Origin of the sequence: Collimonas silvisoli (genome assembly GCF_018305005.1) — a bacterium.
Taxonomy (GTDB): Bacteria; Pseudomonadota; Gammaproteobacteria; order Burkholderiales; family Burkholderiaceae_D; genus Collimonas; species Collimonas silvisoli.
This window is the reverse complement of the sequence record NZ_JAGQEG010000010.1, coordinates 17,092-42,943: the sequence shown is the minus strand read 5'-3', so window position 1 is coordinate 42,943 and position 25,852 is coordinate 17,092. Positions and strand designations below refer to the sequence as shown.

Here is a 25,852-nt window from a genome sequence, read left to right as displayed (position 1 = left end):
CGGCGCTATCGGCGACCGGGTTTTTTGCGTTCATACCGACCAGAGTACGCTAATGACGCCTTCCGCTACAACTTCGACCGCCGCTTCGACCACTGAGACCCGCCTGCGCCAGCTGCTGGCGCAACGCATCCTGATCCTGGATGGCGCGATGGGCACCATGATCCAGCAATACAAGCTGACGGAAGAAGACTATCGCGGCGGTCCCAAGGGCCGTTTCATCGACTTCACCGGCCCCGGCCGCGAGTTGTTCGTCAAGGGCAATAACGAGCTGCTGTCGCTGACCCAGCCGCACATCATCAGCGAAGTCCATGAGCAGTATCTGGCGGCCGGCGCCGACCTGATCGAAACCAATACCTTCGGCGCCACTACGGTGGCCCAGGACGATTATCATATGGCGCATCTGGCCTATGAAATGAACGTGGTCTCGGCAAAGCTGGCGCGTGCCGCCTGCGATAAATATTCGACGCCGGACAAGCCGCGCTTCGTCGCCGGCGCATTGGGACCGACGCCGAAGACAGCGTCGATTTCACCCGACGTCAACGACCCGGCTGCGCGCAACGTCACCTTCGATCAACTGGTTGCCGCCTATCTGGAACAAACCCGCGGCCTGGTCGAAGGCGGCGCCGACGTGCTGCTGGTCGAAACCATTTTCGATACGTTGAATTGCAAAGCCGCGCTGTTCGCCATCGATACCTTCTTCGAGGAATCGGGCCTGCGCTTGCCGATCATGATTTCCGGCACCGTGACCGATGCCTCCGGACGCATCCTGTCGGGACAAACCGTACCGGCGTTCTGGAACTCGATCCGCCACGCAAAACCGCTGACGGTCGGCCTCAACTGCGCGCTGGGCGCGGCCCTGATGCGTCCCTACGCCGAAGAATTGTCGAAAATCGCCGATACCTTCGTCTGCATTTATCCGAACGCCGGCCTGCCCAACCCGATGAGCGATACCGGCTTCGACGAAACCCCGGATGTGACATCGTCGCTGCTCAAGGATTTCGCCGAAAGCGGCTTCGTCAACATCGCCGGCGGCTGCTGCGGCACCACGCCGCCGCATATCAAGGCGATTGCCGACACCGTCGCCAGCATCGCGCCGCGCACCGTGCCTGAAACCACGCACGAAATGCGGCTGTCGGGTCTGGAACCATTCACCATCGACGACAACTCCTTGTTCGTCAACGTCGGCGAGCGCACCAACGTCACCGGCTCCAAGGCTTTTGCCCGCTTGATCCTCAACGAGCAATACGATGAGGCGCTGACGGTAGCAAGACAACAGGTTGAAAACGGCGCGCAGGTGATCGATATCAACATGGATGAGGCGATGCTGGATTCGGTGGCGGCGATGCAGCGCTTCCTGAACCTGATCGCGTCGGAACCGGACATCGCCCGGGTGCCGATCATGATCGATTCGTCCAAATGGTCAGTGATTGAAGCGGGCCTGAAATGCGTGCAAGGCAAAGCCGTCGTCAATTCGATCTCGATGAAAGAAGGCGAACCGGAATTCCTGCGCCAGGCCAAATTGTGCCGCCGCTACGGCGCCGCCGTGATCGTCATGGCCTTCGATGAAAAAGGCCAGGCCGACACCTTCGAACGCAAGATCGAGATTTGCGCACGCGCCTATAAATTGCTGGTCGAGCAGATCGGCTTCCCGCCGGAAGACATCATTTTCGACCCGAACATTTTCGCCATCGCGACCGGCATCGAAGAACACAACAACTACGCAGTCGATTTCATCAACGCCACCCGCTGGATCCGCGAGAACCTGCCGTACGCCAAGATCAGCGGCGGCGTCTCCAATGTCAGCTTCAGCTTCCGCGGCAACGATCCGGCGCGCGAAGCGATCCACACGGTGTTCCTGTATCACGCCATCAAGGCCGGCATGACCATGGGCATCGTCAACGCCGGCATGATGGGTGTGTACGATAACCTGCCGGCCGAATTGCGCGAGCGGGTCGAAGACGTGGTGTTAAATCGCCGTGAAGACGCCACCGAACGCATGATCGAAATCGCCTCGACCCTGAAGGCCGGCGACAAGAAAGAAGAAGCGACGCTGGAATGGCGCAGCGGCACGGTGCAGCAACGGCTGGCGCATGCGCTGGTGCAAGGCATCACGCAGTGGATCGTGGAAGATACCGAAGAAGCGCGCCAGGAATTGCTAGGCAATGGCGGCCGGCCGATTCATGTGATCGAAGGGCCGCTGATGGATGGCATGAACATCGTCGGCGACCTGTTCGGCCAGGGCAAGATGTTCTTGCCGCAAGTGGTCAAATCGGCGCGTGTGATGAAACAGGCAGTGGCGCATCTGATTCCCTACATCGAGGAAGAAAAACGCCTGCACGAAGAACTGACCGGCATCGCCGCCAAGCCCAAGGGCAAGATCGTGATCGCCACCGTCAAGGGCGACGTGCATGACATCGGCAAGAACATCGTCTCGGTGGTTTTGCAATGTAATAATTTCGAAGTGGTGAACATGGGCGTGATGGTGCCGTGTTCGGAAATCCTGGCCATGGCGAAAGCGGAAAATGCCGACATCATCGGCTTGAGCGGCTTGATCACGCCGTCGCTGGAAGAAATGGCGCATGTCGCCAAGGAAATGCAGCGCGATCCGTATTTCCGCAGCGTCAAGATGCCTTTGCTGATCGGCGGCGCTACGACTAGCCGTGCGCATACCGCGGTCAAGATCGCGCCGAACTACGAAGGCCCGGTAGTCTACGTGCCGGACGCTTCGCGCTCGGTATCGGTGGCGCAATCCTTGCTGACGCCGGAACAACGCGATCAGTACATCGATGAAATCGCCGTCGATTACGAAAGAATCCGCGAGCAGCACGCCAACAAGAAAGCGGTGCCGCTGCTGACGCTGGCGGCGGCTCGCGAGAATCGTACACGCTTGCAGTTTGCGCCGGTCAAGCCGAAGTTCATCGGCCGCCGCGTATTCAAGAACGTCGATCTGGCGACACTGGCGCGTTATATCGACTGGGGTCCGTTCTTCCAGACCTGGGATCTGGCCGGTCCCTATCCGGCCATCCTCAAGGACGAGGTGGTGGGCGAAGCCGCCAGCAAGGTATTCGAAGAAGGCCAGGCGCTGCTGAAGAAACTGATCGACGGCCGCTGGCTGACCGCCAACGGCGTCATCGCGCTGATGCCGGCCAACACGGTGAATGACGACGACATCGAAATCTATACCGACGAAACCCGCAGCAAGGTCGCCTTCACCTACTACGGCTTGCGTCAGCAAACCGTCAAGCCGGTAATCGACGGCGTGGCCCGTCCGAATCAATGCCTGGCCGATTTCATTGCGCCTAAATCGTCCGGGATTGCCGACTATATCGGCTTGTTCGCCGTCACCAGCGGCATCGGCATCGAGAAGTACGAAAAGCGTTTCGAAGACGCCCATGACGATTATTCGTCGATCATGCTGAAGTCGCTGGCCGACCGTCTGGCGGAAGCCTTCGCCGAATACATGCATGAGCGGGTGCGCAAGGATTTATGGGGTTACGTGCCCGATGAAAACCTGTCCAACGAAGCCTTGATCAAGGAAAGCTACAGCGGCATCCGCCCTGCCCCCGGTTATCCGGCCTGCCCGGAACACACGGTCAAGGCCGACATGTTCCAGCTGCTGCAATGCGACGAAATCGGCATGCTGGTCACCGAGTCATTCGCGATGTTCCCAGGCGCTGCAGTATCCGGCTTTTATTTCGCTCACCCTGAATCGAAATATTTTGTGGTCGGCAAGATCGGCGACGACCAGGTCAGCGATATGGCGGCTCGGCGCGATGTCAGCAAGGACGACGTCGAGCGCTGGCTGGCGCCGAATTTGTAAAAACAAAAAAGGGGTGCTATACAGCCCCCCTTTTTTAATCTACCTTGCAGTCAATCACCACCCAGATGAATGAACTTGAACAGAAAGATTGCCGCAATAATCCAGACCATCGCCGGCACTTGTTTGGCGCGGCCTGTGAATAGTTTCAGCGCTGCATAAGCGATAAAACCGAAGGCAATCCCGTTGGCGATCGAATAGGTGAACGGGATCATCAATACGGTAATCACGGCGGGTACGCTTTCGGTGCTGTCTTCCCAGTTCAGGTGCGCCAGCTCGCGCAGCATCAGGCCGGCAACATAGAACAAGGCCGGCGCCGTGGCGTAGGCTGGCACCGCGCCGGCCAGCGGCGAGATGAACAGGCAAGCCAGGAACAGGATGCCGACCGCCAGCGAGGTCAAACCGGTGCGGCCGCCTGCCTGGACCCCGGCGGCGCTTTCGACATAGGCGGTAGTGCTGGATGTACCCAGCAAGGTGCCGGCCACAATCGCCGTACTGTCCGCCAGCAAAGCCTTGTTAAGACGCGCCATCTTGCCGTTGACCAGCAAGCCGGCGCGGTTCGCCACACCCATCATGGTGCCGGTCGCGTCGAACATCTCGACCAGGAAGAACACCAGCACGATGTTCATGATGCCCATCGACAGGGCGCCCATGATGTCGAGCTTGAACAGGGTCGGCGCTATCGATGGCGGCATCGCCACCACGCCGGCGAAGGTATTGCCGCCAACCACAAAGCTCAATACGGTAACGGTCAGGATGCCGATCAGGATCGCGCCCTTGACCTTCAGGTGATCGAGCACCACGATCAGCAGGAAACCGATAATCGACAGGATCACCGGGATCTGGTGGAGGTCGCCGATTTGCACGAAAGTGGCCGGATTGGCGACCACCAGGCCCGAGCTCTTGAGCGCGATAAAACCGAGGAACAAGCCGATGCCGGAGGTGATCGCAGTCCGTATCGTGGGCGGAATGCCGTTGACGATCATGCCGCGGATGCCGACCAGGCTGACGACGATGAACAGGCAGCCGGAAATGAAGACTGCCCCCAGCGCCACCTCCCAGGACACGCCCATGCCCTTCACCACCGCGTAAGCAAAATAGGCGTTGAGGCCCATGCCGGGCGCCAGTGCAATCGGATAGTTGGCGTACAGGGCCATGACCAGGGTGCCGATGGCAGCCGCCAGGCAGGTGGCGACGAATACCGCCCCCTTCGGCATGCCGGCGTCGCCCAGGATGGCCGGATTGACGAAGATGATGTAAGCCATCGTCAGGAAGGTGGTCAGGCCGGCGATCAGTTCGGTGCGAACGTCAGTACCGTTGTCTTTGAGTTTGAAAAAATTATCGAGTAACTGCATTGCTTGTGTCTCCTTGATTATTGTTGTTTTTGGTTTTCTGGCTGCCGCGTTGCTCTGCTTGGTGCGGAGTTCCGCCAAAGTAAGGTGTTACAGGAAGGGGTCACAAATATGCTCCAGGGTAAATATCGATTATTCCAGCGTGATGATAACCGCTCCCGCCACGGCATTGATAGCCCTGCAATTGTCGCCGCCAAAAATGTCATGCCTCTTAAACACCTCGAAAATTATCAAATGCATCACAAAGAAATAATGGCTCGTCGCCGATAGTGATATTTGCATCTATGTATGACTTACGTGTTCTCTATTCCATTTCAGAGATACCTGACATTAGCCGTTTCGCTATATGGAGCGACGGCGCGAATGCTAATCTAAGCTCATAATTAATACACCGCTGCAAAGTCAGTCTAGCCATCGCTGACATGTACCTATGTACTGCTCCGCAGCCGGGAAATACCGGCAATACGGTCCAAAAGGCATGGTTCTTGCAGCAGTCGCCACATCTGATTGGAGGTCGTCTTGTCTACATCCGCATCTAATTCCACGGCCGATAATGTCATCCGTTTCTACTACCGCGGCGAAATCCATTCGGTAGATAAAACCGCGCCTACCCGCACCATCCTGCAGCATTTGCGCGAAGACCTGCACTGTACCGGCAGCAAGGAAGGCTGCGCCGAAGGCGATTGCGGCGCCTGTACCGTCGTCATCGGCGAACAGACGGCGGACGGCGTCACGCTCAAATCGGTCAATTCCTGCATCCAGTTTCTGCCGACGCTGGACGGCAAGGCCTTGTACACAGTCGAAGACTTGAAGCAAAGCAATGGCGCCTTGCATCCGGTGCAGCAAGCCATGGTCGAATGCCACGGCTCGCAATGCGGTTTCTGCACCCCGGGTTTTGTGATGTCGCTGTGGGATTTGTACCTGAAAAACGATGGCAGCCAGGCTCCTTCTTGTGCCTCGACAAGCGGCGGCGCAGCTGCGTGCCAGTCGTTGCAGCGCAAGGACATCGACATCGCGCTCTCAGGCAACCTGTGCCGCTGCACCGGCTATCGGCCTATCATCGACGCTGCGCACCGGATGGGCGAATTGCCCGCAGTCGGCTTCGACCGCCACGCCTTGCAACTGGCGCTTCAGCCCTTGCAACGCGACGAAACATTCGTCTACCGCTATGACGGCCAGACTTTCTACGCACCGCGCACGCTGGCGCAACTGGTGGCGGTACGCGCTGCCAATCCGAGCGCACGCATCTTGGCCGGCTCGACCGATGTCGGCCTGTGGGTGACTAAACAAATGCGCGATCTGGGCGACATCATCTACCTCGGCCAGGTGGCCGAGTTGAATGCGATGGCCAGCCGCGACGGCCTGCTCGAAATCGGCGCCGGCGTGACCCTGAACGATGCCTATGCCGAGATCTGCAAGCACTATCCGGAATTGTCGGAAATGTGGCAGCGCTTTGCTTCGCTGCCGATTCGCAACGCCGGCACCCTGGGCGGCAACGTCGCCAACGGCTCGCCCATCGGCGACTCACCGCCATGGCTGATCGCTCTTGGCGCACAAGTGGTGCTGCGCGGTCCTGCCGGGCAGCGCGTCATGCCGCTGGAAGCTTTGTATCTGGACTACATGAAAAAAGACATGCAGGCCGATGAGTTCGTCGAAGCTGTGCGCTTGCCATTACCGCATGCGGGACAACGTTTCCGTACCTACAAACTGGCCAAGCGTTTCGACCAGGATATTTCAGCCGTCTGCGCCGCGTTTTCAATCACGCTAGCCGGCGACAAGATTGACGATATCCGGATCGCCTACGGCGGCATGGCGGCAACGCCGAAGCGCGCCGCGCTGACCGAAGCTGCAATACGCGGCCAGGTCTGGAGTGAAAGCGTGCTGGAAACTGCAGTCGCACTAATGACGGATGATTACAAACCGCTGTCCGACATGCGCGCCTCCGCCGAATACCGGATGAAGACGGCGCAAAACCTGCTGCGCCGATTCTGGCTGGAAACCCGCATCGATGCGCCGTTGCGCAGCGATCAGGTGAATCCTTTCGTGTGCGCTTGAATTAAAAATGAGTTCAAAATGAGTTCGCCGCCGACGCAGATCAAGAGTAGAGACCATGAACAAGCAAACTGAAAATTTTATGAAAACCGCACAGCCGGGCAGCAGCACCGCCTGGGCTGAAGTCGGGCAATCCCATCCGCACGAATCGGCGATATTGCATGTGCTGGGCGAGGCCACCTACACCGACGACATCCCGGAAGCGCAAGGCACCCTGCACGCCGCGCTCGGCATGTCGCAGAAAGCCCACGCCCGGATCCGCTCGATCAATCTCGACGCCGTACGCAGCGCTCCTGGCGTAGCGACGGTCTTGACTGCGGCAGACATCCCCGGCACTAACGATTGCGGCCCGATCATCCACGACGATCCGATCCTGGCCGACGGCCTGGTCGAATATGTCGGCCAGCCGATCTTCGCGGTCATTGCCGACACCCACGACAACGCTCGGCGCGCAGTGCGCAAAGTGGCCATCGACTATGAAGAGTTGCCCGCCATCCTGACGCCGCAAGCGGCGCACGCTGCGAAGTCTTATGTTTTACCGCCGATGCATCTGGCGCGCGGCAATCCGCAGCAAGCTTTCGAGACCGCGCCACACCGTGTCAGCGGCGAGTTGCATGTCGGCGGCCAGGAACAGTTTTACCTGGAAGGACAGATTTCCTACGCCATCCCGAAAGAGCAAAACGGCATGCTGGTGTTGTGTTCGACCCAGCATCCGACCGAAATGCAACACGTGGTGGCGCACGCGCTGGGCGTGCATTCGCATAACATCGTGGTGGAATGCCGGCGCATGGGCGGCGGCTTCGGCGGCAAGGAATCGCAATCCGCCTTGTGGGCGGCGGTGGCGGCAATTGCCGCTGCCAAGCTGAAACGCCCGGTCAAGCTGCGCGCCGACCGCGACGACGACATGATGGTCACCGGCAAGCGCCATTGCTTCCATTACGATTACGAAGTCGGTTACGACGATGCCGGCCGGATTGTCGCTGCAAAAGTCGACATGGTGAGCCGCGCCGGTTTCTCGGCCGACTTGTCGGCGCCGGTAGCAACCCGTGCAGTATGCCATTTCGATAATACCTACTACCTGTCCGATGTCGACATCAAGGCTAGTTGCGGCAAGACCAATACCCAATCGAACACAGCCTTCCGCGGTTTCGGCGGACCGCAGGGTGCGATTGCAATCGAATACATCGTCGACGAAATCGCCCGCAACCTGGGCCGCGATGCGCTCGATATCCGCAAGCTGAATTTCTACGGCCGCAACGATGAAGAAGGCCGCAACGTCACCCAATACGGCCAGAAGATCATCGATAACGTGATCCACGAACTGGTGGCCGAACTGGAAGCCAGCAGCGAATACCGGCAACGGCGCGCCGCTGTCGAGGCGTTCAACGCCACCAGCCCGGTGCTGAAAAAAGGCCTGGCGCTGACGCCGGTGAAATTCGGCATCGCCTTCAACGTTACTCATTTCAACCAGGCCGGTGCGCTGGTGCACGTGTACACCGACGGCTCGGTACTGGTCAATCACGGCGGCACCGAAATGGGCCAGGGCATCAACACCAAGGTGGCGCAGGTAGTCGCGCATGAACTCGGGATTCCGCTGGAACTGGTGCGCGTCAGCGCGACCGATACCAGCAAAGTCGCGAACACCTCGGCGACTGCAGCCTCCACCGGCGCCGACCTGAACGGCAAGGCAGCGCAAGATGCGGCGCATACGATTCGTCAGCGCCTGGCGGAATTTTTCGCCAAATTGCACGGCGGCGACGCCAAGGCGGTAACGTTTGCCGCCGGCGCAGTCCATCTCGGCGAGCACAGCATGGCGTTTGGCGATCTGGCGCAAAAGGCTTATCTGTCGCGGATGCAATTATGGTCCGACGGTTTCTACGCAACGCCCGGCTTGCATTGGGATCCGAAAACCATGACCGGCCGGCCGTTCTCATACTTTGCCTACGGCGCTTCAGTATCGGAAGTAGTGGTCGACACCCTCACCGGCGAATGGAAATTGCTGCGCGCGGATGCTTTGTACGATGCCGGCCAGTCGCTCAACCCGGCAATAGATATCGGCCAGGTCGAAGGAGCCTTCATTCAAGGCATGGGCTGGCTCACCACCGAAGAGCTGTGGTGGAACAAGGACGGCAAGCTGATGACCCACGCGCCGTCGACTTACAAGATTCCCGCCATTTCCGATTGCCCTGAGGATTTTCGCGTCAAGCTGTTCAAGAACCGCAACGTCGAAGACAGCATCCATCGCTCCAAGGCCGTCGGCGAGCCGCCGTTGCTGTTGCCATTCTCGGTATTTTTCGCGATCCGCGATGCGATCGCCAGCGTTGGCGGCAACCGCTTCAATCCGCCGTTGAATGCACCTGCCACCAGCGAAGCGATCCTCAAAGCGGTCGACGCGGTGCGCGCCATGGCCGCTACCGCGCCGCGTGCGGGCTGATTCAGGCATATCGGAGAATCACCATGAGCAACTGGCTGGACGCACTCACCACGCTGATCACGCAGCCCTCGCAAATCACCACGGCGATCCTGGTCACCGTGGCCCAGGTCGAAGGTTCCGGTCCGCGTGAGCCGGGCGCAAAAATGGTGGTGACCGCAGTCGGCCAGTTCGACACCATAGGCGGCGGCCATCTCGAATTGCAAGCGATCAGAATCGCTCGCGAAATGCTGGACGAAGGCTTGTCGCTGAGCCGCGAGCGGCGCTTGCAACGTTTTTCTCTGGGGCCGTCGCTGGGTCAATGCTGCGGCGGCGTCGTGCATCTGGCGTTTGAACGGGTGACGGCTGCCTCGGCCGACTATTTCAGTTTCCTGCAGCGCCGCTTGCGCGAGGGTGAAGACAGCTGGCGTCTGGTCGCCTTGGATGACGCCGCGCCGCCGGCATTGACCGATGGCGATGGCGAGCGTCTGCACGGACCGGGACGCTTGCCGACGCTGCCTTCTTTATCGACGCCATCTGCCAAGGCGCTCGGCGCTTGCCTGATCTTGCGCGACGATCACGGCCGGCGCTGGTTGCTGGATGCCTGTCTGGCGACCCGGCCGCTGCTATTCCTGTTTGGCGCCGGCCATGTCGGCGCCGCAATCGTCAAGGCGCTCGGCGATTTGCCGTGCCGCGTGGTCTGGGTCGACGAGCGGGAAGAAATGTTTCCTGACGAGTTGCCGGCCAACGTCTGCGTGGAAGCGACCGATACGCCGGAGGCCTTGGTGGATAGCGCTCCAGCCGGTTCCAGCTTCCTGGTGATGACCCATAATCACGCGCTCGATCAGCGCTTGTCGGCGCAGATTCTGCAGCGCGATGGGGTTGCCTGGTTCGGCCTGATCGGTTCGAAGAGCAAGCGCATGCAATTCGAGCATCGCTTGCACGAACGCGGCATAGCGCTCGAACGGCTGGCCGACATGGTCTGTCCTATCGGCATTCCGGGCATTGTCGGCAAGGAACCGGCGGTCATCGCCGCCTCGGTCACCGCGCAGTTGCTTCAGGTTTGGGAGCAGATTGCCAAGCAACAGCAGACAGCAGTGCCGCAATTACGGCTGCAACTTGTCAGCGAAATATAAATTCAGTTATTCATCGCAGCGTTAGTTCGCGCATTCATTCAAGGACAGTTTCATGGCAGCCATCAGTTTCAGCAATCTCGACCAATCTGCATTGCAGGCATACCGCGCTAGCGTTTTTCATTTCAACGCCGATCCAGCGCTGCATGCAGATGCTTATGCATGGCATGAGGATGGCTTGCTGCTGGTCGCCGATGGCAGGGTTGTTGCGGCTGGCGACTATCAGCAGTTGTCGGTGCAATTGCGGGCTGAATTCAAAGGTGAGCTGAAGATCCAGGATTACCGCGGCAAGATCATCATGCCGGGCTTTATCGATACCCACCTGCATTATCCGCAAACCGACATGATCGCCTCGCCGGCGCCGGGCTTGCTGCCGTGGCTGGAAAAATATACCTTCCCGACCGAGCGCAAATTCAGCGATCCGTCCCATGCCGGCGATGTCGCCACCTTCTTCATCGATGAGTTGCTACGCTGCGGCACCACCACGGCGATGGTGTATTGCACCGTCAATCCAGTCTCGGTGGATGCCTTCTTCAGCGCCAGCGAAGCGCGCAATCTGCGGATGGTGACCGGCAAGGTGCTGATGGACAGGAATTGCCCCGAGTTCTTGCAAGACACCGCGGAAGGCGGCATCCGCGACAGTGAAGAGCTGCTGAAGAAATGGCATAAGCGCGGCCGTCAGCTGTATGCGATCACGCCACGCTTCGCGCCGACTTCCAGCAACGCTCAGCTGCAATTGGCGGGCGAGCTGGCGCAGGCTTATCCGGACGTCTATCTGCAAACCCATGCTGCAGAAAATATCGATGAGATAGCCTGGGTCAAATCGCTATTCCCCGATTCGCGCAGCTATATGGATGTCTACGACAAGTACGGCATGTTGCGGCCGCTCTCCATGTATGGCCATTGCGTCTGGCTCGACAACCACGATCGTCAGCGCATGGCGGAGACGCAATCGGCGATCGCGATTTGCCCGACTTCGAATCTGTTTCTCGGTAGCGGCTTGTTCGATTTCAAAGGCGCCGACGCGGCAGGCGTGCCATTATCGCTGGCGACCGATGTCGGCGGCGGCACCAGTTTCTCCATGCTGCAAACCATGAACGAAGCCTACAAGGTAGCGCGTATGGCTACCACCTATCTGCCGGCAATGCGGATGTTCTACCTGGCGACATTGGGTGGTGCACGCAGCATGCAGCTGGAGGGGACTATCGGTAATTTCGGCGCCGGCGCCGAGGCCGATTTCATCGTGCTCGATCCGCAAGCCACGCCGCTGCTGGCGCGCCGCAGCGAGCGTACCGAGAGCCTGGAAGAGTTGTTGTTTGCGCTTGCGCTGCTGGGCGATGACCGGGCTATTGCCGCCACTTACGCAGCCGGCAAACTGGTGCATAGCCGGGTTGCAAAGAGCGTATAAGTTACCAGCTCGGAACTAGCTCGGATTAAGCCTGCATAATCCGAGCTAGTTCCGAGCTGGTCGTAGGATCGACATTCTGATGAAATTTTAAGGCCGCAGCACATACTTGTTTTCGCTAACGCATTCATAGCGTTGCAAAACATTGCCGCTGTCGTCGACGCTCTCCAGATACACATCGAACTGCCACAGGCGCGCCATGTGCCGCAGCATTTCATCGGTGCCATCCGCCAGCGGCCTGCTGTCGCTGCGGAAATGACGCAGTGTCAGGCTGCGGTCGCCGCGCGTGTTGACCGACCAGACCTGGATGTTCGGCTCGCGGTGGTTAATATCGTATTGCCGCGACAAAGCTTGCCGCACGTACTGATAGCCGGCCTCGTTATGGATTGCCGAAACTTCCAGTTCGCTGCGATTCTCATCGTCCAGTACGGCAAACAGACGCATGTCGCGTATCAGTTTCGGCGACAGGTATTGGGCCACAAAACTTTCATCCTTGAAATTGCGCATCGCGTAATGCAAAGCATCCAGCCAGGGTGTTCCGGCCAGTTCGGGAAACCATTGCCGGTCTTCATCGGTGGGCTTTTCGCAGATACGGCGGATATCGCTCATCATGCCGAAACCAAGGGCATACGGATTGATGCCGCTGTAATACGATTTGGTCACCGGCGGCTGATACACCACATTGCTGTGCGAATGCAGAAACTCCATCATGAAGCCGTCCGTCAAACGGCCTTCATCGTATAGCGTGTTGAGAATCGTGTAATGCCAGAACGTGGCCCAGCCTTCATTCATGACCTGGGTCTGACGCTGCGGGTAAAAATACTGGGCGATCTTGCGCACGATGCGAATCACTTCACGCTCCCACGGCTCCAGCAGCGGTGAATTCTTCTCGGCAAAGTACAACAGATTTTCTTGCGTCTCAGGCGGAAAACGCCCTTCAACCTGCTCGGCCGCTTCTGTCTTTTTCTCCGGCAGGGTGCGCCACAATTCATTGACCTGCGACTGCATGTAATCTGCGCGTTCGCGGCGCTGCGCCCGCTCTTTTTCCAGCGACAGTTTTTGCGGGCGCTTATAACGGTCGACGCCGTAATGCATCAGTGCATGACAGGAATCCAGCAGTTCCTCGACCTTGGAGAAGCCGTAGCGTTCTTCGCATTCGGCGATGTAACTCTTGGCGTAAACCAGATAGTCGACGATTGCATGGGCGTCGGTCCACAGCTGGAATAGGTAATTACCCTTGAAAAAAGAATTATGCCCATACGCCGCATGCGCTATCACCAGCGCCTGCATGGTCATGGTGTTTTCTTCCATGAGATACGCGATGCAGGGGTTCGAATTGATGACGATTTCGTAGGCCAGCCCCATTTGCCCGCGTTTGTAGTCGCGCTCGGTCATCAGAAAATGCTTGCCGAACGACCAATGCCGGTAGTTCACCGGCATGCCGGCGGAAGCGTAGGCATCCATCATCTGTTCGGCGGTGATGATTTCCAGCTGGATCGGATAAATATCCAGTTTGTAATTGGCCGCGACACGGGCAATCTCGACGTCGTACAACTCGATCAGGTCGAAACTCCAATCGGACGGGCACGGCAAGGTCTGCTTGATCAAACGGTCATTCATGCGTGCACCTGCTTTTCAAACAGTTCGCGGAAAACCGGGTAGATCTCGCTGGCGGCCTGCACTTTTTTCATGGCAAACTGCGAGTTGACAGCAGCGATCTGCTGATATTCGGTCCATAGATTCTGCTCTTCGACCGTCACCTGGATGTAGGCGAAATAGCGCGAGCGCGGCAGAATTTCCTGCTCCAGCAATTGCCGGCACTTGGGCGAATCGTCATTCCAGTTGTCGCCGTCGGAAGCCTGGGCGCCGTAGATATTCCAATCGCCCGGCGGATACCGGTCGTCGATGATCTGTTTCATCAATTCCAGTGCGCTCGATACTACCGTGCCGCCGCTTTCCTGCGAATGAAAGAAAGTATCTTCATCGACCTCGTCGGCGCGCGTGTGATGGCGGATGAAGACCACTTCGATGTGTTCATAATTGCGGGTCAGGAACAGGTAGAGCAGGATAAAGAAGCGCTTCGACAGATCTTTGCGTTGCTCGTCCATCGAGCCCGACACGTCCATCACGCAAAACATCACCGCCCGGCTGGACGGTTGCGGTACCTTGATCCGGTTCACGTAACGCAGGTCGAAAGGATCGATGAATGGAATGCGCCAGATGCGGCCTTTCAGGTGGTGGATATCTTCTTCCAGGCGCTTGATTTCATCGCGCCGGTCTTGCGGATCCGCCTTGAGCGTTTCCATCAGCAGTTCCAACTCGTGCAGCTTGGCCACCAGCGGCGAACCGAGTGCAATCCTGCGTCCAAGTGAACTGCGCAGGGAGCGCACGATATCGATATTGTTGGGTGTACCTTCGGTCGAATAGCCGGCGCGCATGTTTTTCCAGCTCGGCACAGCCAGCAGGTTGGTCTTGATCAGGCGCGGCAATTCAAGGTCTTCGAAGAAGTACTGCATGAATTCCTCGCGCGACAATTGGAACACGAAGTCGTCTTCGCCTTCGCCGCGATCGCTGGCCGAACTGCCGCCACCGCCGGCGCCGCCGTCCGGGCGGGGAATGCGGTCGCCTTGCAGATAATCCTGGTTGCCGGGATGGACCATCTCGCGCTTGCCGCCGGGGCCGTGGCCAAACACCGGCTCGCTGATCCCCTTGCGCGGAATGCTGATGCTCTTGGCGTTCTCGATTTCCTTGATGCCGCGATCGCGCACGGCCTCCGTCACCGAGCGATGGATAGCTGCCCGGAAGCGCCGTAAGAAGCGCTCTCGATTGGCAATGCTTTTGTTCTTGCCAGACAGTCTACGGTCGATTATCTGATGCAACACGGTCGGCTCTCCTAATCGAATGCGTCCGGTGAGTCGCTCGGCTCACCTTACGACGATTTACGCACGCGCAGATACCATTCGCACAGCAAGCGCACTTGTTTCGGCGTGTAACCTTTGCTGACCATGCGATTGACGAAATCTTCATGCTTGCGTAATTCTTCGTTCGAACCTTTGGCGTTGAATGAAATAACCGGCAACAAATCCTCGGTATTCGAGAACATTTTTTTCTCGATCACCACGCGCAATTTTTCATAGCTGGTCCAGAGCGGATTCTTGCCAGCGTTCGAGACCCGGGCGCGCAACACAAAGTTGACGATTTCGTTACGAAAATCCTTGGGATTGCTGATGCCGGCCGGCTTTTCAATTTTTTCCAGCTCAGCGTTCAAGGCAGCGCGGTCAAAGCTTTCGCCGGTGTCATGGTCGCGGAATTCCTGATCCTGTATCCAGAAATCGGCATAGGTGACGTAACGGTCAAAGACGTTTTGGCCATATTCAGAATACGATTCCAGATAGGCGGTCTGAATTTCCTTACCGATGAATTCGGCATAACGCGTTGCCAGCGTGTCCTTGACATAGGACAGGTATTTTTGTTCCAGCTCCTGCGGGAATTGCTCGCGTTCGATCTGGGTTTCCAACACATACATCAGATGCACCGGGTTGGCCGCCACTTCGGTCGAATCGAAGTTGAATACGCGTGACAATATCTTGAAGGCGAAGCGGGTCGAGACCCCGGTCATGCCTTCATCGACGCCGGCATAATCGCGATACTCCTGGAACGACTTGGCTTTCGGATCGCTGTCTTTCAGATTCTCGCCGTCATACACCTGCATTTTCGAGAAAATGCTGGAATTTTCCGGTTCGCCGAGGCGCGTCAGGATCGAAAATTGCGCCATCATTTTCAGGGTGCCCGGCGCACAAATCGCCTTGCCCAGCGAAGAGGTGCGGATCAGTTTCTCGTAAATCTTGATTTCTTCCGACACCCGCAAGCAATACGGCACCTTGACGATGTAGATACGATCCAGCAAAGCTTCATTGTTCTTGTTGTTGCGGAACGCCTTCCATTCCGATTCATTCGAGTGCGCCAGGATAATGCCGTCGAACGGAATCGCGCCAAAACCTTCGGTACCCTTGAAGTTGCCTTCCTGGGTTGCCGTCAGCAGCGGATGCAGCACCTTGATCGGCGCCTTGAACATTTCGACGAATTCCAGCAAACCCTGATTCGACAGGCACAAGCCGCCGGAGTAGCTGTAGGCGTCGGCGTCGTCCTGCGAATACTGCTCCAGCTTGCGGATATCGACCTTGCCGACCAGAGAGGAAATGTCCTGGTTATTTTCGTCGCCCGGCTCGGTCTTGGAAATGGCGATTTGCCGCAAGATCGACGGATAGCGTTTGACCACGCGGAATTTGCGGATGTCGCCATTGAATTCATGCAAACGCTTGACGGCCCATGGACTCAATATCGATTTCAGATAACGGCGCGGAATGCCGTATTGTTCTTCCAGAATGGCGCCGTCCTCTTCGTAATCGAACAGGCCCAGCGGCGACTCGTTGACCGGCGACCCCTTGAGAGCATAGAACGGCACATGCTCCATCAACTGTTTGAGGCGCTCGGCGATCGACGACTTGCCGCCGCCAACCGGACCGAGCAGATACAGAATCTGTTTGCGTTCTTCCAGGCCTTGCGCTGCGTGCCGGAAATAAGCGACCACTTGTTCGATCACTTCTTCAGCGCCGTAGAATTCCTTGAAAGCCGGATAGACCTTGAGCACCTTGTTGGCAAAGATGCGCGATAAGGAAGGATCGTGGCGGGTGTCTACTTGTTTCGGTTCGCCTATCGCCATCAGCATGCGTTCCCCTGCTGTTGCATAACAGCTGGGATCAGTCTTACAAAGCGCAAGATATTCTTCTAGGGAAAACTCTTCTTCTCTGGTTTTGTCGAACCGACTCGCAAAGCTGCTGTAGATATCCATATCACCCCCGCATCAACGATGTTGCGAAAACAAATTGAACAAATTACTTTCACTAATTCGACCTCTTCAGCTTTTCGCAGTTCCTTGATCGGCTACTGTCATCTTTTGACTAGGCCCAGAAGAGGATTATACGATTTGATTCTAATCCTTTTTCTAAGATGCAACAGGGTTTTCTATGTTTCGACAACATCTAACTTTTCATTCCACGGTGCGACCTTGAACAGAATCAACATCCCCGGCAATGCCAGCCCGAAACATAAAATGAAAAAATGGAACCAACCGGTTTCGGCAACAATGTAACCGACCGAAGAATTGATAAAGGTACGCGGCACTGCAGCAAGGCTGGTGAACAAGGCATATTGCGTTGCCGTGTAGCGGGGATCGGTAGTGCGCGCGATATACGCCACGAAAGCGGCGGTGCCGAGACCGACGCCAAATGCCTCGCCGCCGATCACAATGGCCAACACCAACGGATCGGGTCCAACCTGGGCCAGCCAGGCAAATCCGAGAATAGTCACCGCTTGCACCACGCCAAAAATCCACAAGGCGCGATTAATCCCGATCTGCACCATCCAGACACCGCCCACCAGGCCGCCGACCAGGCTGGCCCACAAGCTGGTGGTTTTGGAAATGACGCCTATCTGCGTCAGCGAAAAACCAAGATCGATATAAAATCTGGTGGCAAGCGCGGTTGCCATGCTGTCGCCGAGCTTATACAGAAAAATAAAAGCCAAGATCCACAGCGCGCTACGCCAACCGTCCCGAACAATAAACTCTTGAAATGGCAACAAAACGGCTTCCCGCAGATTCTTTGGCGGCGTGCCGTACACCGTCGGCTCTTTAATCATCAACGTGCAGATCAGACCCGGCAGCATGAAGCCCGCCGTAATCCAGAATACCGTCTGCCAGCTCACGTGATCGGCCAGAAACAGCGACAAGGCGCCCGGCACCATGCCCGCCACCTTATAGGCATTGACGTTGATGGCCGCACCCAGGCCCTGCTCGCTGTCCGGCAGGATTTCACGCCGATAGGCGTCGATCACGATATCCTGGCTGGCGGACAGAAACGCCACCAGCGCAGCCATACAGGCAATCGTCGCCACCTGCGTATGCGGATTGAGCATGCCCATGCCGCCGATGGCGACGAACAGGCTGGCCTGGGTCAACATCATCCAGCTGCGCCTGCGGCCTAGTTTGCCGAAATGGAAGCGATCCATCAACGGCGACCAGACGAATTTCCAGGTGTAAGGAAACATCACCAGCGCGAACAAGCCGAGCGCCTTCACGTCAAGGCCGGATTTACTTAGCCAGGCTTGCAACAAACTGAGCAGGATGAACAGCGGCAGACCGGAACTGAAGCCGAGGAAGGCGCAAATCAGCATGCGCCGGTTGAGATAGTGATGCCAGGGATTTGAATCTGATGTCATGGATGCGCCCGCGGTTGCGGGAGTTTAGGATATGACGCCAGACCGTGGCGCAGATTAATTCAAGCTCCGGTCCAGCGTCATATCCGTTATTTTTTACAGGTTTATTTCTTACGAAAGCGAAATACCGCCAGACTACCACGCCAGTTAGGCAGTACCGAAATCGGCTGGCCATCATGCAGGGCGACGCATTCCAGCACTTCCAGGCCGACCTCATTGGCCAGTTCTTCAAAATCCTTGATGGTGGCGCAACGCAGATTGGGCGTGTCATACCATTCGTAAGGCAAGGACTTGGAAACCGGCATGCGGCCGCGCAATAGCGCCACTCTATGCGGCCAGTAGGCAAAATTGGGGAAGGAGACGATCGCTTCGCGTCCGACCCGGGCGATATCGCGCAATACGCCTTCGACATTTTTCATCATTTGCAAGGCCGACAGGCACAGCACGGTATCGAAGGCATCGTCGGCAAACAGCGTCAGACCGGCCTCCATATCCTGCTGAATTACCGAAACCCCGCGCGCCACGCAAACCGGAATCTTGGCGTCATCGATTTCCACGCCGTAGCCGGCGCATTGCTTGTCGGATTGCAGATAATCGAGCATGACGCCGTCGCCGCAACCCAGGTCGAGCACTTGCGACTGGCCGCGCACCCAGTGCGCGATAAAGGCCAGATCGGGGCGCAAACTGCTTAATTGTTCAAAATTCATGTACTGCTCCTGCTACCTCAGTGACTGCGCTCGATGCGGCCGGCTGCGCCAGCTCCTGCCAGATACGGTTGTAATATTCGCCCACCACCGCCATATAGCGCGGGTCGTCCAGCAAAAAGGCATCGTGGCCATGCGGAGCGTCAATCTCGGCGTAACTGACGCGACGCCTGTTGTTGACTAAAGCCTGCACTATTTCACGGCTGCGTTGCGGCGAAAAACGCCAGTCGGTCATGAACGACACGAGCAGGAATTGCGCCTGGGTCTTGCTCAATGCGCGCGTCAGGTCGCCATCGAATTCCTTGGCCGGGTCGAAATAATCGAGGGCTTTGGTGATCAGCAGATAGGTGTTGGCGTCAAAGTATTCGGAGAATTTATCGCCTTGGTAGCGCAGATACGATTCGATTTCGAAATCGATGCCGAAGCCGAACTGGTAGGCGCCGGAACGCAGGTCGCGGCCGAATTTCTCTGCCATGTCGTCATCCGACAGATAGGTGATGTGGCCCACCATGCGCGCCACCCGCAAACCGTTCTTGGGCACCACGCCATGGGCGTAATAATCGCCGCCGTGAAAGCCCGGGTCGGTCAGAATGGCCTGGCGCGCGACGTCGTTGAAAGCGATGTTTTGCGCCGACAGCTTGGGGGTCGAGGCAATCACCACGCAATGACGCAGGCGGGTCGGATACATCAAACTCCAGGCCAACGCCTGCATGCCGCCCAGCGAGCCGCCCATGACGGCGGCGAATTGCGTAATGCCCAACGCATCGGCCAGGCGCGCCTGGGCTTGCACCCAATCCTCCACCGTCACTACCGGGAATTCTGCGCCGTAAGGTTTGCCGGTGGCGGAATTGATGTGCATGGGGCCGGTAGAGCCGAAACAGGAACCCAGGTTGTTGACGCCTATGACGAAGAATTTATTGGTGTCAAGCGCCTTGCCGGGCCCCACCATATTGTCCCACCAGCCGACATTCTTTTCGTCGTCCTGATACACGCCGGCGACGTGATGCGAGGCGTTCAAGGCGTGACAGACCAGCACCGCATTCGACTTGTCGGGATTGAGACTGCCATAGGTTTCGTACACCAGCGTGTAATCCGCCAGCAGCGCGCCGCTTTGCAATTGCAGCGGCGTCGCGAAATGCATGGATTGCGGGGAAACTATTCCAAGGGACATGGTAAGGACCTGATCCTGATAACAATAAAAAAAGCCCGAGAGCTTTCGCTAATCGGGCTAAATTCTGGGCTTGTACTTCAAGCTCGCTTTAGCCGTATTTATTTGGCATCGCCTGATCCGGAGACCGGGTGATGCCGCGCGCCCGCAAGCTGAGGTGGTGAAACCATTCAAATCGGCGCGATAGCTCAAGAATAACCAAGTCAGGGCTTGGCGTCAAACTGGAACGATAAGTTGCGTAAATCCTAAACAAGTATCTTTCGTGCTGTCATGCGCATCTGGTTGACTGCCGCCGCAATCGCGCTTGGCTCGGTGCTGCGCAGGATTTTCCTGGTTTGCAGCGTCAGGTCATCCAGATCGCTGTTCAACACTTCCTGCTTCACCGCCAGCAACTGCGCCGGATGCATGGAAAACTCCAGCAAACCCATGCCCAGCAACAAACGCGTAAATTTAACGTCGCCTGCCATTTCGCCGCATACCGACACCGGAATCCCGGCCTTGCGGCCCAGCGCAATCACGGTCGACAACAAAAACAAGACCGCCGGATGCAGCGGGTTGTACAGATGCGCCACTTCGTGATCGACGCGGTCGATCGCCAGCGTATACTGGATCAGGTCGTTGGTGCCGATCGACAGGAAATCCATGCGCTTGATAAACATCGGCAGGGCTAACGCCGCTGCCGGAATCTCGATCATGGCGCCGGTCTGGATCGTTTCGTCGAAGGCGACGCCCTCGTCGCGCAGCTGTTGCTTGGCTTGCGCGATCATGGCCAGGGTCTGATCGATTTCAAAGGCATGCGCCAGCATTGGAATCAGCAGCTTCACCTTGCCAAACGCGGAAGCGCGCAAAATTGCCCGCAGCTGCGTCAGAAACAGTTGCGGCTCTGCTAGGCAGTAACGGATCGCGCGCAAGCCCAGCGCCGGGTTGAGCGCGGTCTGCTCCTCGGTATTGATCGGCTTGTCGGCGCCGACATCCAATGTGCGGATGGTCACCGGCCGGCCCTTCATTGCTACCACCGCCTGCCGATAGGATTCGAACTGTTCATCCTCGTTCGGCAACTCATGCTGGGTGCCGATGCGGCCCATGAACAGGAATTCCGAGCGGAACAGCCCGACCCCGCTAGCGCCGGCATCCATCGCCGCCGTGCAGTCGCTGGGCAGTTCGATATTCGCCAGCAAGGTGATTTCGGTGCCGTCCAGCGTGACCGCGCGGGTCTTCTTGATCTTGCCTAACTTCCTGCGCGAACGCAGCAGATGCGCCTGCCGCTCGCGGTATTGCTTGAGTATCACCGTTGCCGGATCGACAATCACAACCCCGGCATCGCCGTCGATGATGATCCAGTCGTCCTGCTTGATCAGGCGCGAGGCGTTATTCATGCCGACTGCGGCCGGGATATCCAGGCTACGCGCCACAATCGCCGTATGTGAATTCTGGCCGCCGAGATCGGTGACGAAACCGGCGAACGCGCGATCGCGGAATTGCAGCATGTCGGCCGGCGAAATGTCATAGGCGACCACCACGATATTGGCAAAAGAAGCGCCGTCGCTATCGACTTCCGGCAATCTGGTGGAGGTGCCGGTGAGCACTTTCAACAGGCGCTCGCCGACCTGCAGCACGTCCATTTTGCGCTCGCGCAGATAGGGGTCTTCGATTTCGTCGAACTGCGCCGACAACTCATCGATCTGGGTCACCAGCGCCCACTCGGCGTTGTATTGGCGGTTGCGGATGATATCGAGCGACATCTCCGCCAGCATCGGGTCCGACAGGATCAGCAGATGGACGTCGACAAAAGCGCCCAGCTCGGGCGGCGATTCTTTCGGCAAATCGCTGCGGATGGTCTGCAGCTCGGTGCGTACCTTGGCGACTGCGTTTTGCAAGCGCTGGACTTCTGCTTCGACCTCGGCTTCGCCGATCAGGTAGTGTTTGACGTCCATCGCCGCCGGCGCCAGCATATGGGCGCGGCCGATCGCGATGCCGCGCGAAACCGGAATGCCATGTAAAGTAAAGGATGCCATCTGGTCAGCCCGCTGAAAAATATGTTTTTATTAATTGCGAGACAGAGTCAGGAACCGCCAAGCCGGCGGCAACACTCCATCTCCAAGGCAACCGGGCTAAAGCTGTCGAAGGTGGCCTAGGAGTAAGCCGTTTTTTTATTCACCTTCGCCGAACTTGTCTTGAATCAGCTGATTTAAGGCATCAAAGCAGGTCTTCTCATCCTCGCCGTCGGCTTCCAGCAATATCATGCTGCCCTTACCGGCTGCCAGCATCATCACGCCCATGATCGACTTGGCGTTGACGCGGCGCTTGTTGCGGGTCATCCAGACTTCACTTTTGAATTTACTTGCCAGTTGTGTAAATTTGGCTGACGCGCGAGCGTGCAGGCCGAGTTTATTGATAATTTCGATTTCTTGTTGAATCATTGGTCTTTTATCTAATATTTAATATCTAATGTATTGAAAAACCCAGGCATTGAAAACCCGGTGCTTAATGCGCCACCCGCACCCGGTTATCGACCCTGACCGCCCCGCCCTGACCGCCAGCCAGCGCCATTTCGGCCACCACGTCGAGCGTATCGTTGCGATAGGTCAAGGCGCGCAGCAGCATCGGCAAACTGATGCCGGCAATCACCTGAGTCTGGTTGCCGGTACAAAACGGCAGCGTGCAATTGGATGGGGTACCGCCCATGACGTCGGTAATCACCAATACGCCGGAACCGTCGTCCAGGCGCGCCGCAGCCTGCTTGGCCAGTTTTTGCACTTCGGCAGGATTCTGGTCGGCGACGACATCAATCGCTTCGAGCCGCTCCGGCGTCTGACGAAACACGTGAGAGGCGGCTGCGATAAATGCCTGGCCCAAGGGGGCGTGGGTTAAAAGGAGAATGCCAATCATAGTGTCAATCTCAAATCCGAATTGCGGATTTGTCCGGGTTTACAACGGTTTTACGTCAACGACCATCCTGATCCCTGAATTAAAGCTAACGATCAGGACAATACAAATCTCTTATTGCAACGCTGCTTCCAGTGCATTGATGAACATCTCGGCAACATCAAAACCGGTTTGTTGCTTAATTTCCTGAAAGCAAGTTGGACTGGTGACGTTGACTTCGGTCAGATAATCGCCAATCACATCTAATCCTACCAGTAACAAGCCTCGCTGTGACAACACCGGCCCAAGTGCTTCGCCAATTTCGCGGTCGCGCGCCGTCAGCGGCTGCGCCACGCCGATGCCGCCAGCCGCCAGATTGCCGCGCACCTCGCTGCCTTGCGGAATCCGCGCCAGCGAATAGGGAACGACCTCGCCGCCGATCACCAGCACGCGCTTGTCGCCGGCAACGATTTCTGGAATGAAACGCTGGACCATGATGGTGCGATGACCGTTGTCGGTCAGGGTTTCAATGATGGAGCCGAGATTCATGCCGTCTTGCCGCACCCGGAAAATGCCGATGCCGCCCATGCCGTCGAGCGGCTTCAGGATCACGTCGTGATGTTCTGCATGGAAGGCGCGCAAGCGGGCCGCGTCACACGTCACCAAGGTGGGCGAGGTGTATTGCGAGAATTGGGCAATCGCCAGCTTTTCATTGTGGTCGCGAATCGCCTGCGGCTTGTTGAATACCCGCGCACCCTGTGTTTCCGCCAGTTCCAGCAGATATGTGGTGTAGATATATTCCATGTCGAAAGGCGGATCTTTGCGCAACAGGATCGCATCGAACTCTGACAGGAACATGGCCGCCGGTGCGCTGGCGCGGTACCAGTCCTTATCTTCCCCGGTCAAGCTGACGCGGACCACATTGGCCGTGACAATCCCGCTTTCCAGCGCCATGTCTTTTTGCTCGAACGCATAAATGGTATGGCCGCGTTTGACGGCTTCGACCATCATTGCGTAAGTTGAATCCTTATACGTCTTGAAGGTGTTGAGCGGATCGGCGAGGAAGGCAATTTTCATTTTTTTTGGACCCTATGGTTGTCAGGACAGAGCGCTAATTAATATTCTTCCGGATTCGGATCGGTCTTTTCCATTTCCAGCGAAGCCGCCAGCAAACCCAGGCGCGCGACCACGCCGTACATATAGAACCGGTTCGGGGCGGTAGTGCCCGGTTTCGCCAGCATGTCCGGCAGCGCATGTTGCTGGGCAAAGGCCAGCGGTACGAAATGGGCGCCCGGTGCGTTCAGGTTTTCATTGATGCCGCGCTCGGCGTGCACCCGGTAAAAACCGCCGACCACGTAGCGGTCGATCATGTACACCACCGGTTCTGCCACCGCGTCATTGATGTGCTCGAAAGTATGCACGCCTTCCTGGATGATCAAGTCGTGAATTTCGTTGCCGGCTTTGCCCAGCGACAGCTTCTCGCGCTGTTTGCGGCTCAATTCCTTGATCTGGCTGACATCGGTCACGCTCATCACGCCCATGCCGTCGGTGCCGGCATCGGCCTTGACGATCACGAACGGCTTTTCCGTGATGCCGTATTCCTTGTATTTCTTGCGTATCTTTGCCAGCAGCGAACTGACGCTGGCGGCCAGCTTGTCGTCGCCGCCGCCGTCGACGGCCTGGAAATCCACCTGGTCGACCTTGGCGAAAAACGGATTCAACATCCACGGATCGACATCCACCAGCTTGGAGAATTTCTTGACCACTTCATCATAGGCGGCGAAATGGTTGCTCTTGCGGCGGACGGTCCAGCCGGCGTGCAGCGGCGGCAACAGATTTTGCTCGTTAAGATTTTCCAGAATCGATGGCGTGCCGGAAGACAAATCGTTATTCAGCAAAATGGTGCACGGGTCGAAATTCTTCAGGCCCAGCCGGCGGCCGTTGGCGGAACGTTCGAGCGGCTCCAGCGTGATCGTGCTGCCATCCGGCAGCTCGATGGTTTGCGCTTCCTTCAAGTTTTCATCAAGCGTACCCAGCCGCACATGCAAACCGGTCTGACGGAAAATCTGCATCAGCCGCGCCACGTTTTGCAAATAGAAAGTATTGCGCGTGTTCAGCTCCGGCAGCAGCAACAGATTCTTGGCATCCGGACAATATTTTTCGATAGCCGCCATCGCCGCCTGTATCGCCAGCGGCAACATCTCCGGCGAGAGATTACTGAAACCGCCCGGGAACAGGTTGGTATCGACCGGAGCCAGCTTGAAGCCTGAATTGCGCAGGTCGACCGAGCAATAGAACGGCGGCGTGTGCTCCTGCCACTCCATCCGGAACCAGCGCTCGATGGCCGGCGTGGCTGCAAGAATTTTCTTTTCCAGGTCGAGCAAGGGACCGTTCAGGGCAGTGACAAGGTGGGGAACCATATAAAACTTTCTTTTGGGAACTATGTAGCGTCTGCAACTAGCGCAACTGCCTGTGATAAAAGTGTTGTTTCGGGATCTCCACAACAATCCACAACGTGCAAGAGACGCCGATTCTAACGGGAAATGCATTCTTCCGCCGCTCACCCGATGTGACGCCATCCAAAACGATAGCCCCGCAACCGAGTCTATAAGCCAAGTTTACATCGGGCCAGTTGGGAATTTTTAAAGTCCGGAAAAACAAAAAAAGCGC

At 57.4% G+C, this 25,852-nt stretch carries 17 protein-coding genes; 5 read left to right on the top strand and 12 right to left on the bottom strand.

From position 1 onward, the window contains the following. Nucleotides 1–52: 52 nt before the first annotated feature. Nucleotides 53–3,820: a methionine synthase gene (gene metH, locus KHU33_RS04060; RefSeq protein WP_211461234.1), complete on the top strand. Its 3,768-nt coding sequence runs from the start codon at nucleotides 53–55 to the stop codon at nucleotides 3,818–3,820. A gap of 50 nt (nucleotides 3,821–3,870) precedes the next feature. On the opposite strand, the gene KHU33_RS04055 is transcribed toward metH, so the two are convergent. After that, a complete protein-coding gene (locus KHU33_RS04055; protein ID WP_211461233.1) occupies nucleotides 3,871–5,172 on the bottom strand; it encodes an NCS2 family permease in 1,302 nt (433 codons plus the stop codon). A gap of 516 nt (nucleotides 5,173–5,688) precedes the next feature. On the opposite strand from KHU33_RS04055, the gene xdhA reads away from it, so the two are divergent. From xdhA to guaD, 4 genes are read left to right on the top strand one after another with little or no spacing between them, the layout of a single operon-like run. Beyond that, nucleotides 5,689–7,224, top strand: coding sequence for a xanthine dehydrogenase small subunit (xdhA, locus tag KHU33_RS04050; RefSeq protein ID WP_230414037.1), 1,536 nt, complete (start codon nucleotides 5,689–5,691; stop codon nucleotides 7,222–7,224). 55 nt (nucleotides 7,225–7,279) lie between these two features. After that, entirely contained in the window at nucleotides 7,280–9,655 is a 2,376-nt protein-coding gene (xdhB, locus tag KHU33_RS04045; protein WP_211461231.1) for a xanthine dehydrogenase molybdopterin binding subunit, read from the top strand. 23 nt (nucleotides 9,656–9,678) lie between these two features. Next, nucleotides 9,679–10,767, top strand: a complete 1,089-nt coding sequence (gene xdhC / locus KHU33_RS04040; protein WP_211461230.1) for a xanthine dehydrogenase accessory protein XdhC — start codon at nucleotides 9,679–9,681, stop codon at nucleotides 10,765–10,767. Between the two features lie 52 nt (nucleotides 10,768–10,819). After that, nucleotides 10,820–12,172, top strand: coding sequence for a guanine deaminase (gene guaD / locus KHU33_RS04035; RefSeq protein WP_211461229.1), 1,353 nt, complete (start codon nucleotides 10,820–10,822; stop codon nucleotides 12,170–12,172). A gap of 87 nt (nucleotides 12,173–12,259) precedes the next feature. On the opposite strand, the gene KHU33_RS04030 is transcribed toward guaD, so the two are convergent. The 11 genes from KHU33_RS04030 to gshA form a co-directional block, all read right to left on the bottom strand. After that, entirely contained in the window at nucleotides 12,260–13,789 is a 1,530-nt protein-coding gene (locus tag KHU33_RS04030; protein ID WP_211461228.1) for a SpoVR family protein, read from the bottom strand. Next, nucleotides 13,786–15,051: a YeaH/YhbH family protein gene (locus KHU33_RS04025; RefSeq protein WP_211461227.1), complete on the bottom strand. Its 1,266-nt coding sequence runs from the start codon at nucleotides 15,049–15,051 to the stop codon at nucleotides 13,786–13,788. The genes KHU33_RS04030 and KHU33_RS04025 overlap by 4 nt, the downstream gene beginning before the upstream one ends. 47 nt (nucleotides 15,052–15,098) lie before the next feature. Beyond that, nucleotides 15,099–17,021, bottom strand: a complete 1,923-nt coding sequence (locus KHU33_RS04020) for a PrkA family serine protein kinase (RefSeq protein WP_211461226.1) — start codon at nucleotides 17,019–17,021, stop codon at nucleotides 15,099–15,101. A 173-nt stretch (nucleotides 17,022–17,194) separates the two neighbouring features. Continuing rightward, complete coding sequence (locus tag KHU33_RS04015; RefSeq protein WP_211461225.1) at nucleotides 17,195–18,448, bottom strand: AmpG family muropeptide MFS transporter; 1,254 nt, start codon at nucleotides 18,446–18,448, stop codon at nucleotides 17,195–17,197. Between the two features lie 101 nt (nucleotides 18,449–18,549). Beyond that, entirely contained in the window at nucleotides 18,550–19,152 is a 603-nt protein-coding gene (metW, locus tag KHU33_RS04010; protein ID WP_211461224.1) for a methionine biosynthesis protein MetW, read from the bottom strand. Further along, nucleotides 19,142–20,320 carry a homoserine O-succinyltransferase MetX gene (metX, locus tag KHU33_RS04005; RefSeq protein ID WP_211461223.1) on the bottom strand — a complete coding sequence of 393 codons (1,179 nt, stop codon included), beginning with the start codon at nucleotides 20,318–20,320 and terminating at the stop codon, nucleotides 19,142–19,144. The genes metW and metX overlap by 11 nt, the downstream gene beginning before the upstream one ends. Before the next feature lie 242 nt (nucleotides 20,321–20,562). Then, the gene (gene ptsP, locus KHU33_RS04000; RefSeq protein WP_211461222.1) at nucleotides 20,563–22,332 is read right to left on the bottom strand and encodes a phosphoenolpyruvate--protein phosphotransferase; all 1,770 of its coding nucleotides are present in this window, start codon (nucleotides 22,330–22,332) and stop codon (nucleotides 20,563–20,565) included. Nucleotides 22,333–22,467: 135 nt separating this feature from the next. After that, nucleotides 22,468–22,737, bottom strand: coding sequence for an HPr family phosphocarrier protein (locus KHU33_RS03995; protein WP_211461221.1), 270 nt, complete (start codon nucleotides 22,735–22,737; stop codon nucleotides 22,468–22,470). 64 nt (nucleotides 22,738–22,801) lie between these two features. Next, nucleotides 22,802–23,206, bottom strand: coding sequence for a PTS sugar transporter subunit IIA (locus KHU33_RS03990; protein WP_211461220.1), 405 nt, complete (start codon nucleotides 23,204–23,206; stop codon nucleotides 22,802–22,804). A 111-nt stretch (nucleotides 23,207–23,317) separates the two neighbouring features. Next, nucleotides 23,318–24,259: a glutathione synthase gene (gshB, locus tag KHU33_RS03985; protein WP_211461219.1), complete on the bottom strand. Its 942-nt coding sequence runs from the start codon at nucleotides 24,257–24,259 to the stop codon at nucleotides 23,318–23,320. A 38-nt stretch (nucleotides 24,260–24,297) separates the two neighbouring features. Next, the gene (gshA, locus tag KHU33_RS03980; RefSeq protein ID WP_211461218.1) at nucleotides 24,298–25,602 is read right to left on the bottom strand and encodes a glutamate--cysteine ligase; all 1,305 of its coding nucleotides are present in this window, start codon (nucleotides 25,600–25,602) and stop codon (nucleotides 24,298–24,300) included. Nucleotides 25,603–25,852 lie beyond the last annotated feature (250 nt).

Coding starts and splice junctions, on each gene's coding strand:
- KHU33_RS04020 (WP_211461226.1), bottom strand. CDS start 17,021: ATGGATATCTACAGCAGCTTTGCGAGTCGGTTCGACAAAACCAGAGAA.
- ptsP (WP_211461222.1), bottom strand. CDS start 22,332: ATGGCATCCTTTACTTTACATGGCATTCCGGTTTCGCGCGGCATCGCG.
- KHU33_RS04030 (WP_211461228.1), bottom strand. CDS start 13,789: ATGAATGACCGTTTGATCAAGCAGACCTTGCCGTGCCCGTCCGATTGG.
- metX (WP_211461223.1), bottom strand. CDS start 20,320: ATGTCCCTTGGAATAGTTTCCCCGCAATCCATGCATTTCGCGACGCCG.
- gshA (WP_211461218.1), bottom strand. CDS start 25,602: ATGGTTCCCCACCTTGTCACTGCCCTGAACGGTCCCTTGCTCGACCTG.
- KHU33_RS04055 (WP_211461233.1), bottom strand. CDS start 5,172: ATGCAGTTACTCGATAATTTTTTCAAACTCAAAGACAACGGTACTGAC.
- KHU33_RS03990 (WP_211461220.1), bottom strand. CDS start 23,206: ATGATTGGCATTCTCCTTTTAACCCACGCCCCCTTGGGCCAGGCATTT.
- metH (WP_211461234.1), top strand. CDS start 53: ATGACGCCTTCCGCTACAACTTCGACCGCCGCTTCGACCACTGAGACC.
- metW (WP_211461224.1), bottom strand. CDS start 19,152: ATGAATTTTGAACAATTAAGCAGTTTGCGCCCCGATCTGGCCTTTATC.
- gshB (WP_211461219.1), bottom strand. CDS start 24,259: ATGAAAATTGCCTTCCTCGCCGATCCGCTCAACACCTTCAAGACGTAT.
- guaD (WP_211461229.1), top strand. CDS start 10,820: ATGGCAGCCATCAGTTTCAGCAATCTCGACCAATCTGCATTGCAGGCA.
- xdhB (WP_211461231.1), top strand. CDS start 7,280: ATGAACAAGCAAACTGAAAATTTTATGAAAACCGCACAGCCGGGCAGC.
- KHU33_RS03995 (WP_211461221.1), bottom strand. CDS start 22,737: ATGATTCAACAAGAAATCGAAATTATCAATAAACTCGGCCTGCACGCT.
- xdhC (WP_211461230.1), top strand. CDS start 9,679: ATGAGCAACTGGCTGGACGCACTCACCACGCTGATCACGCAGCCCTCG.
- KHU33_RS04015 (WP_211461225.1), bottom strand. CDS start 18,448: ATGACATCAGATTCAAATCCCTGGCATCACTATCTCAACCGGCGCATG.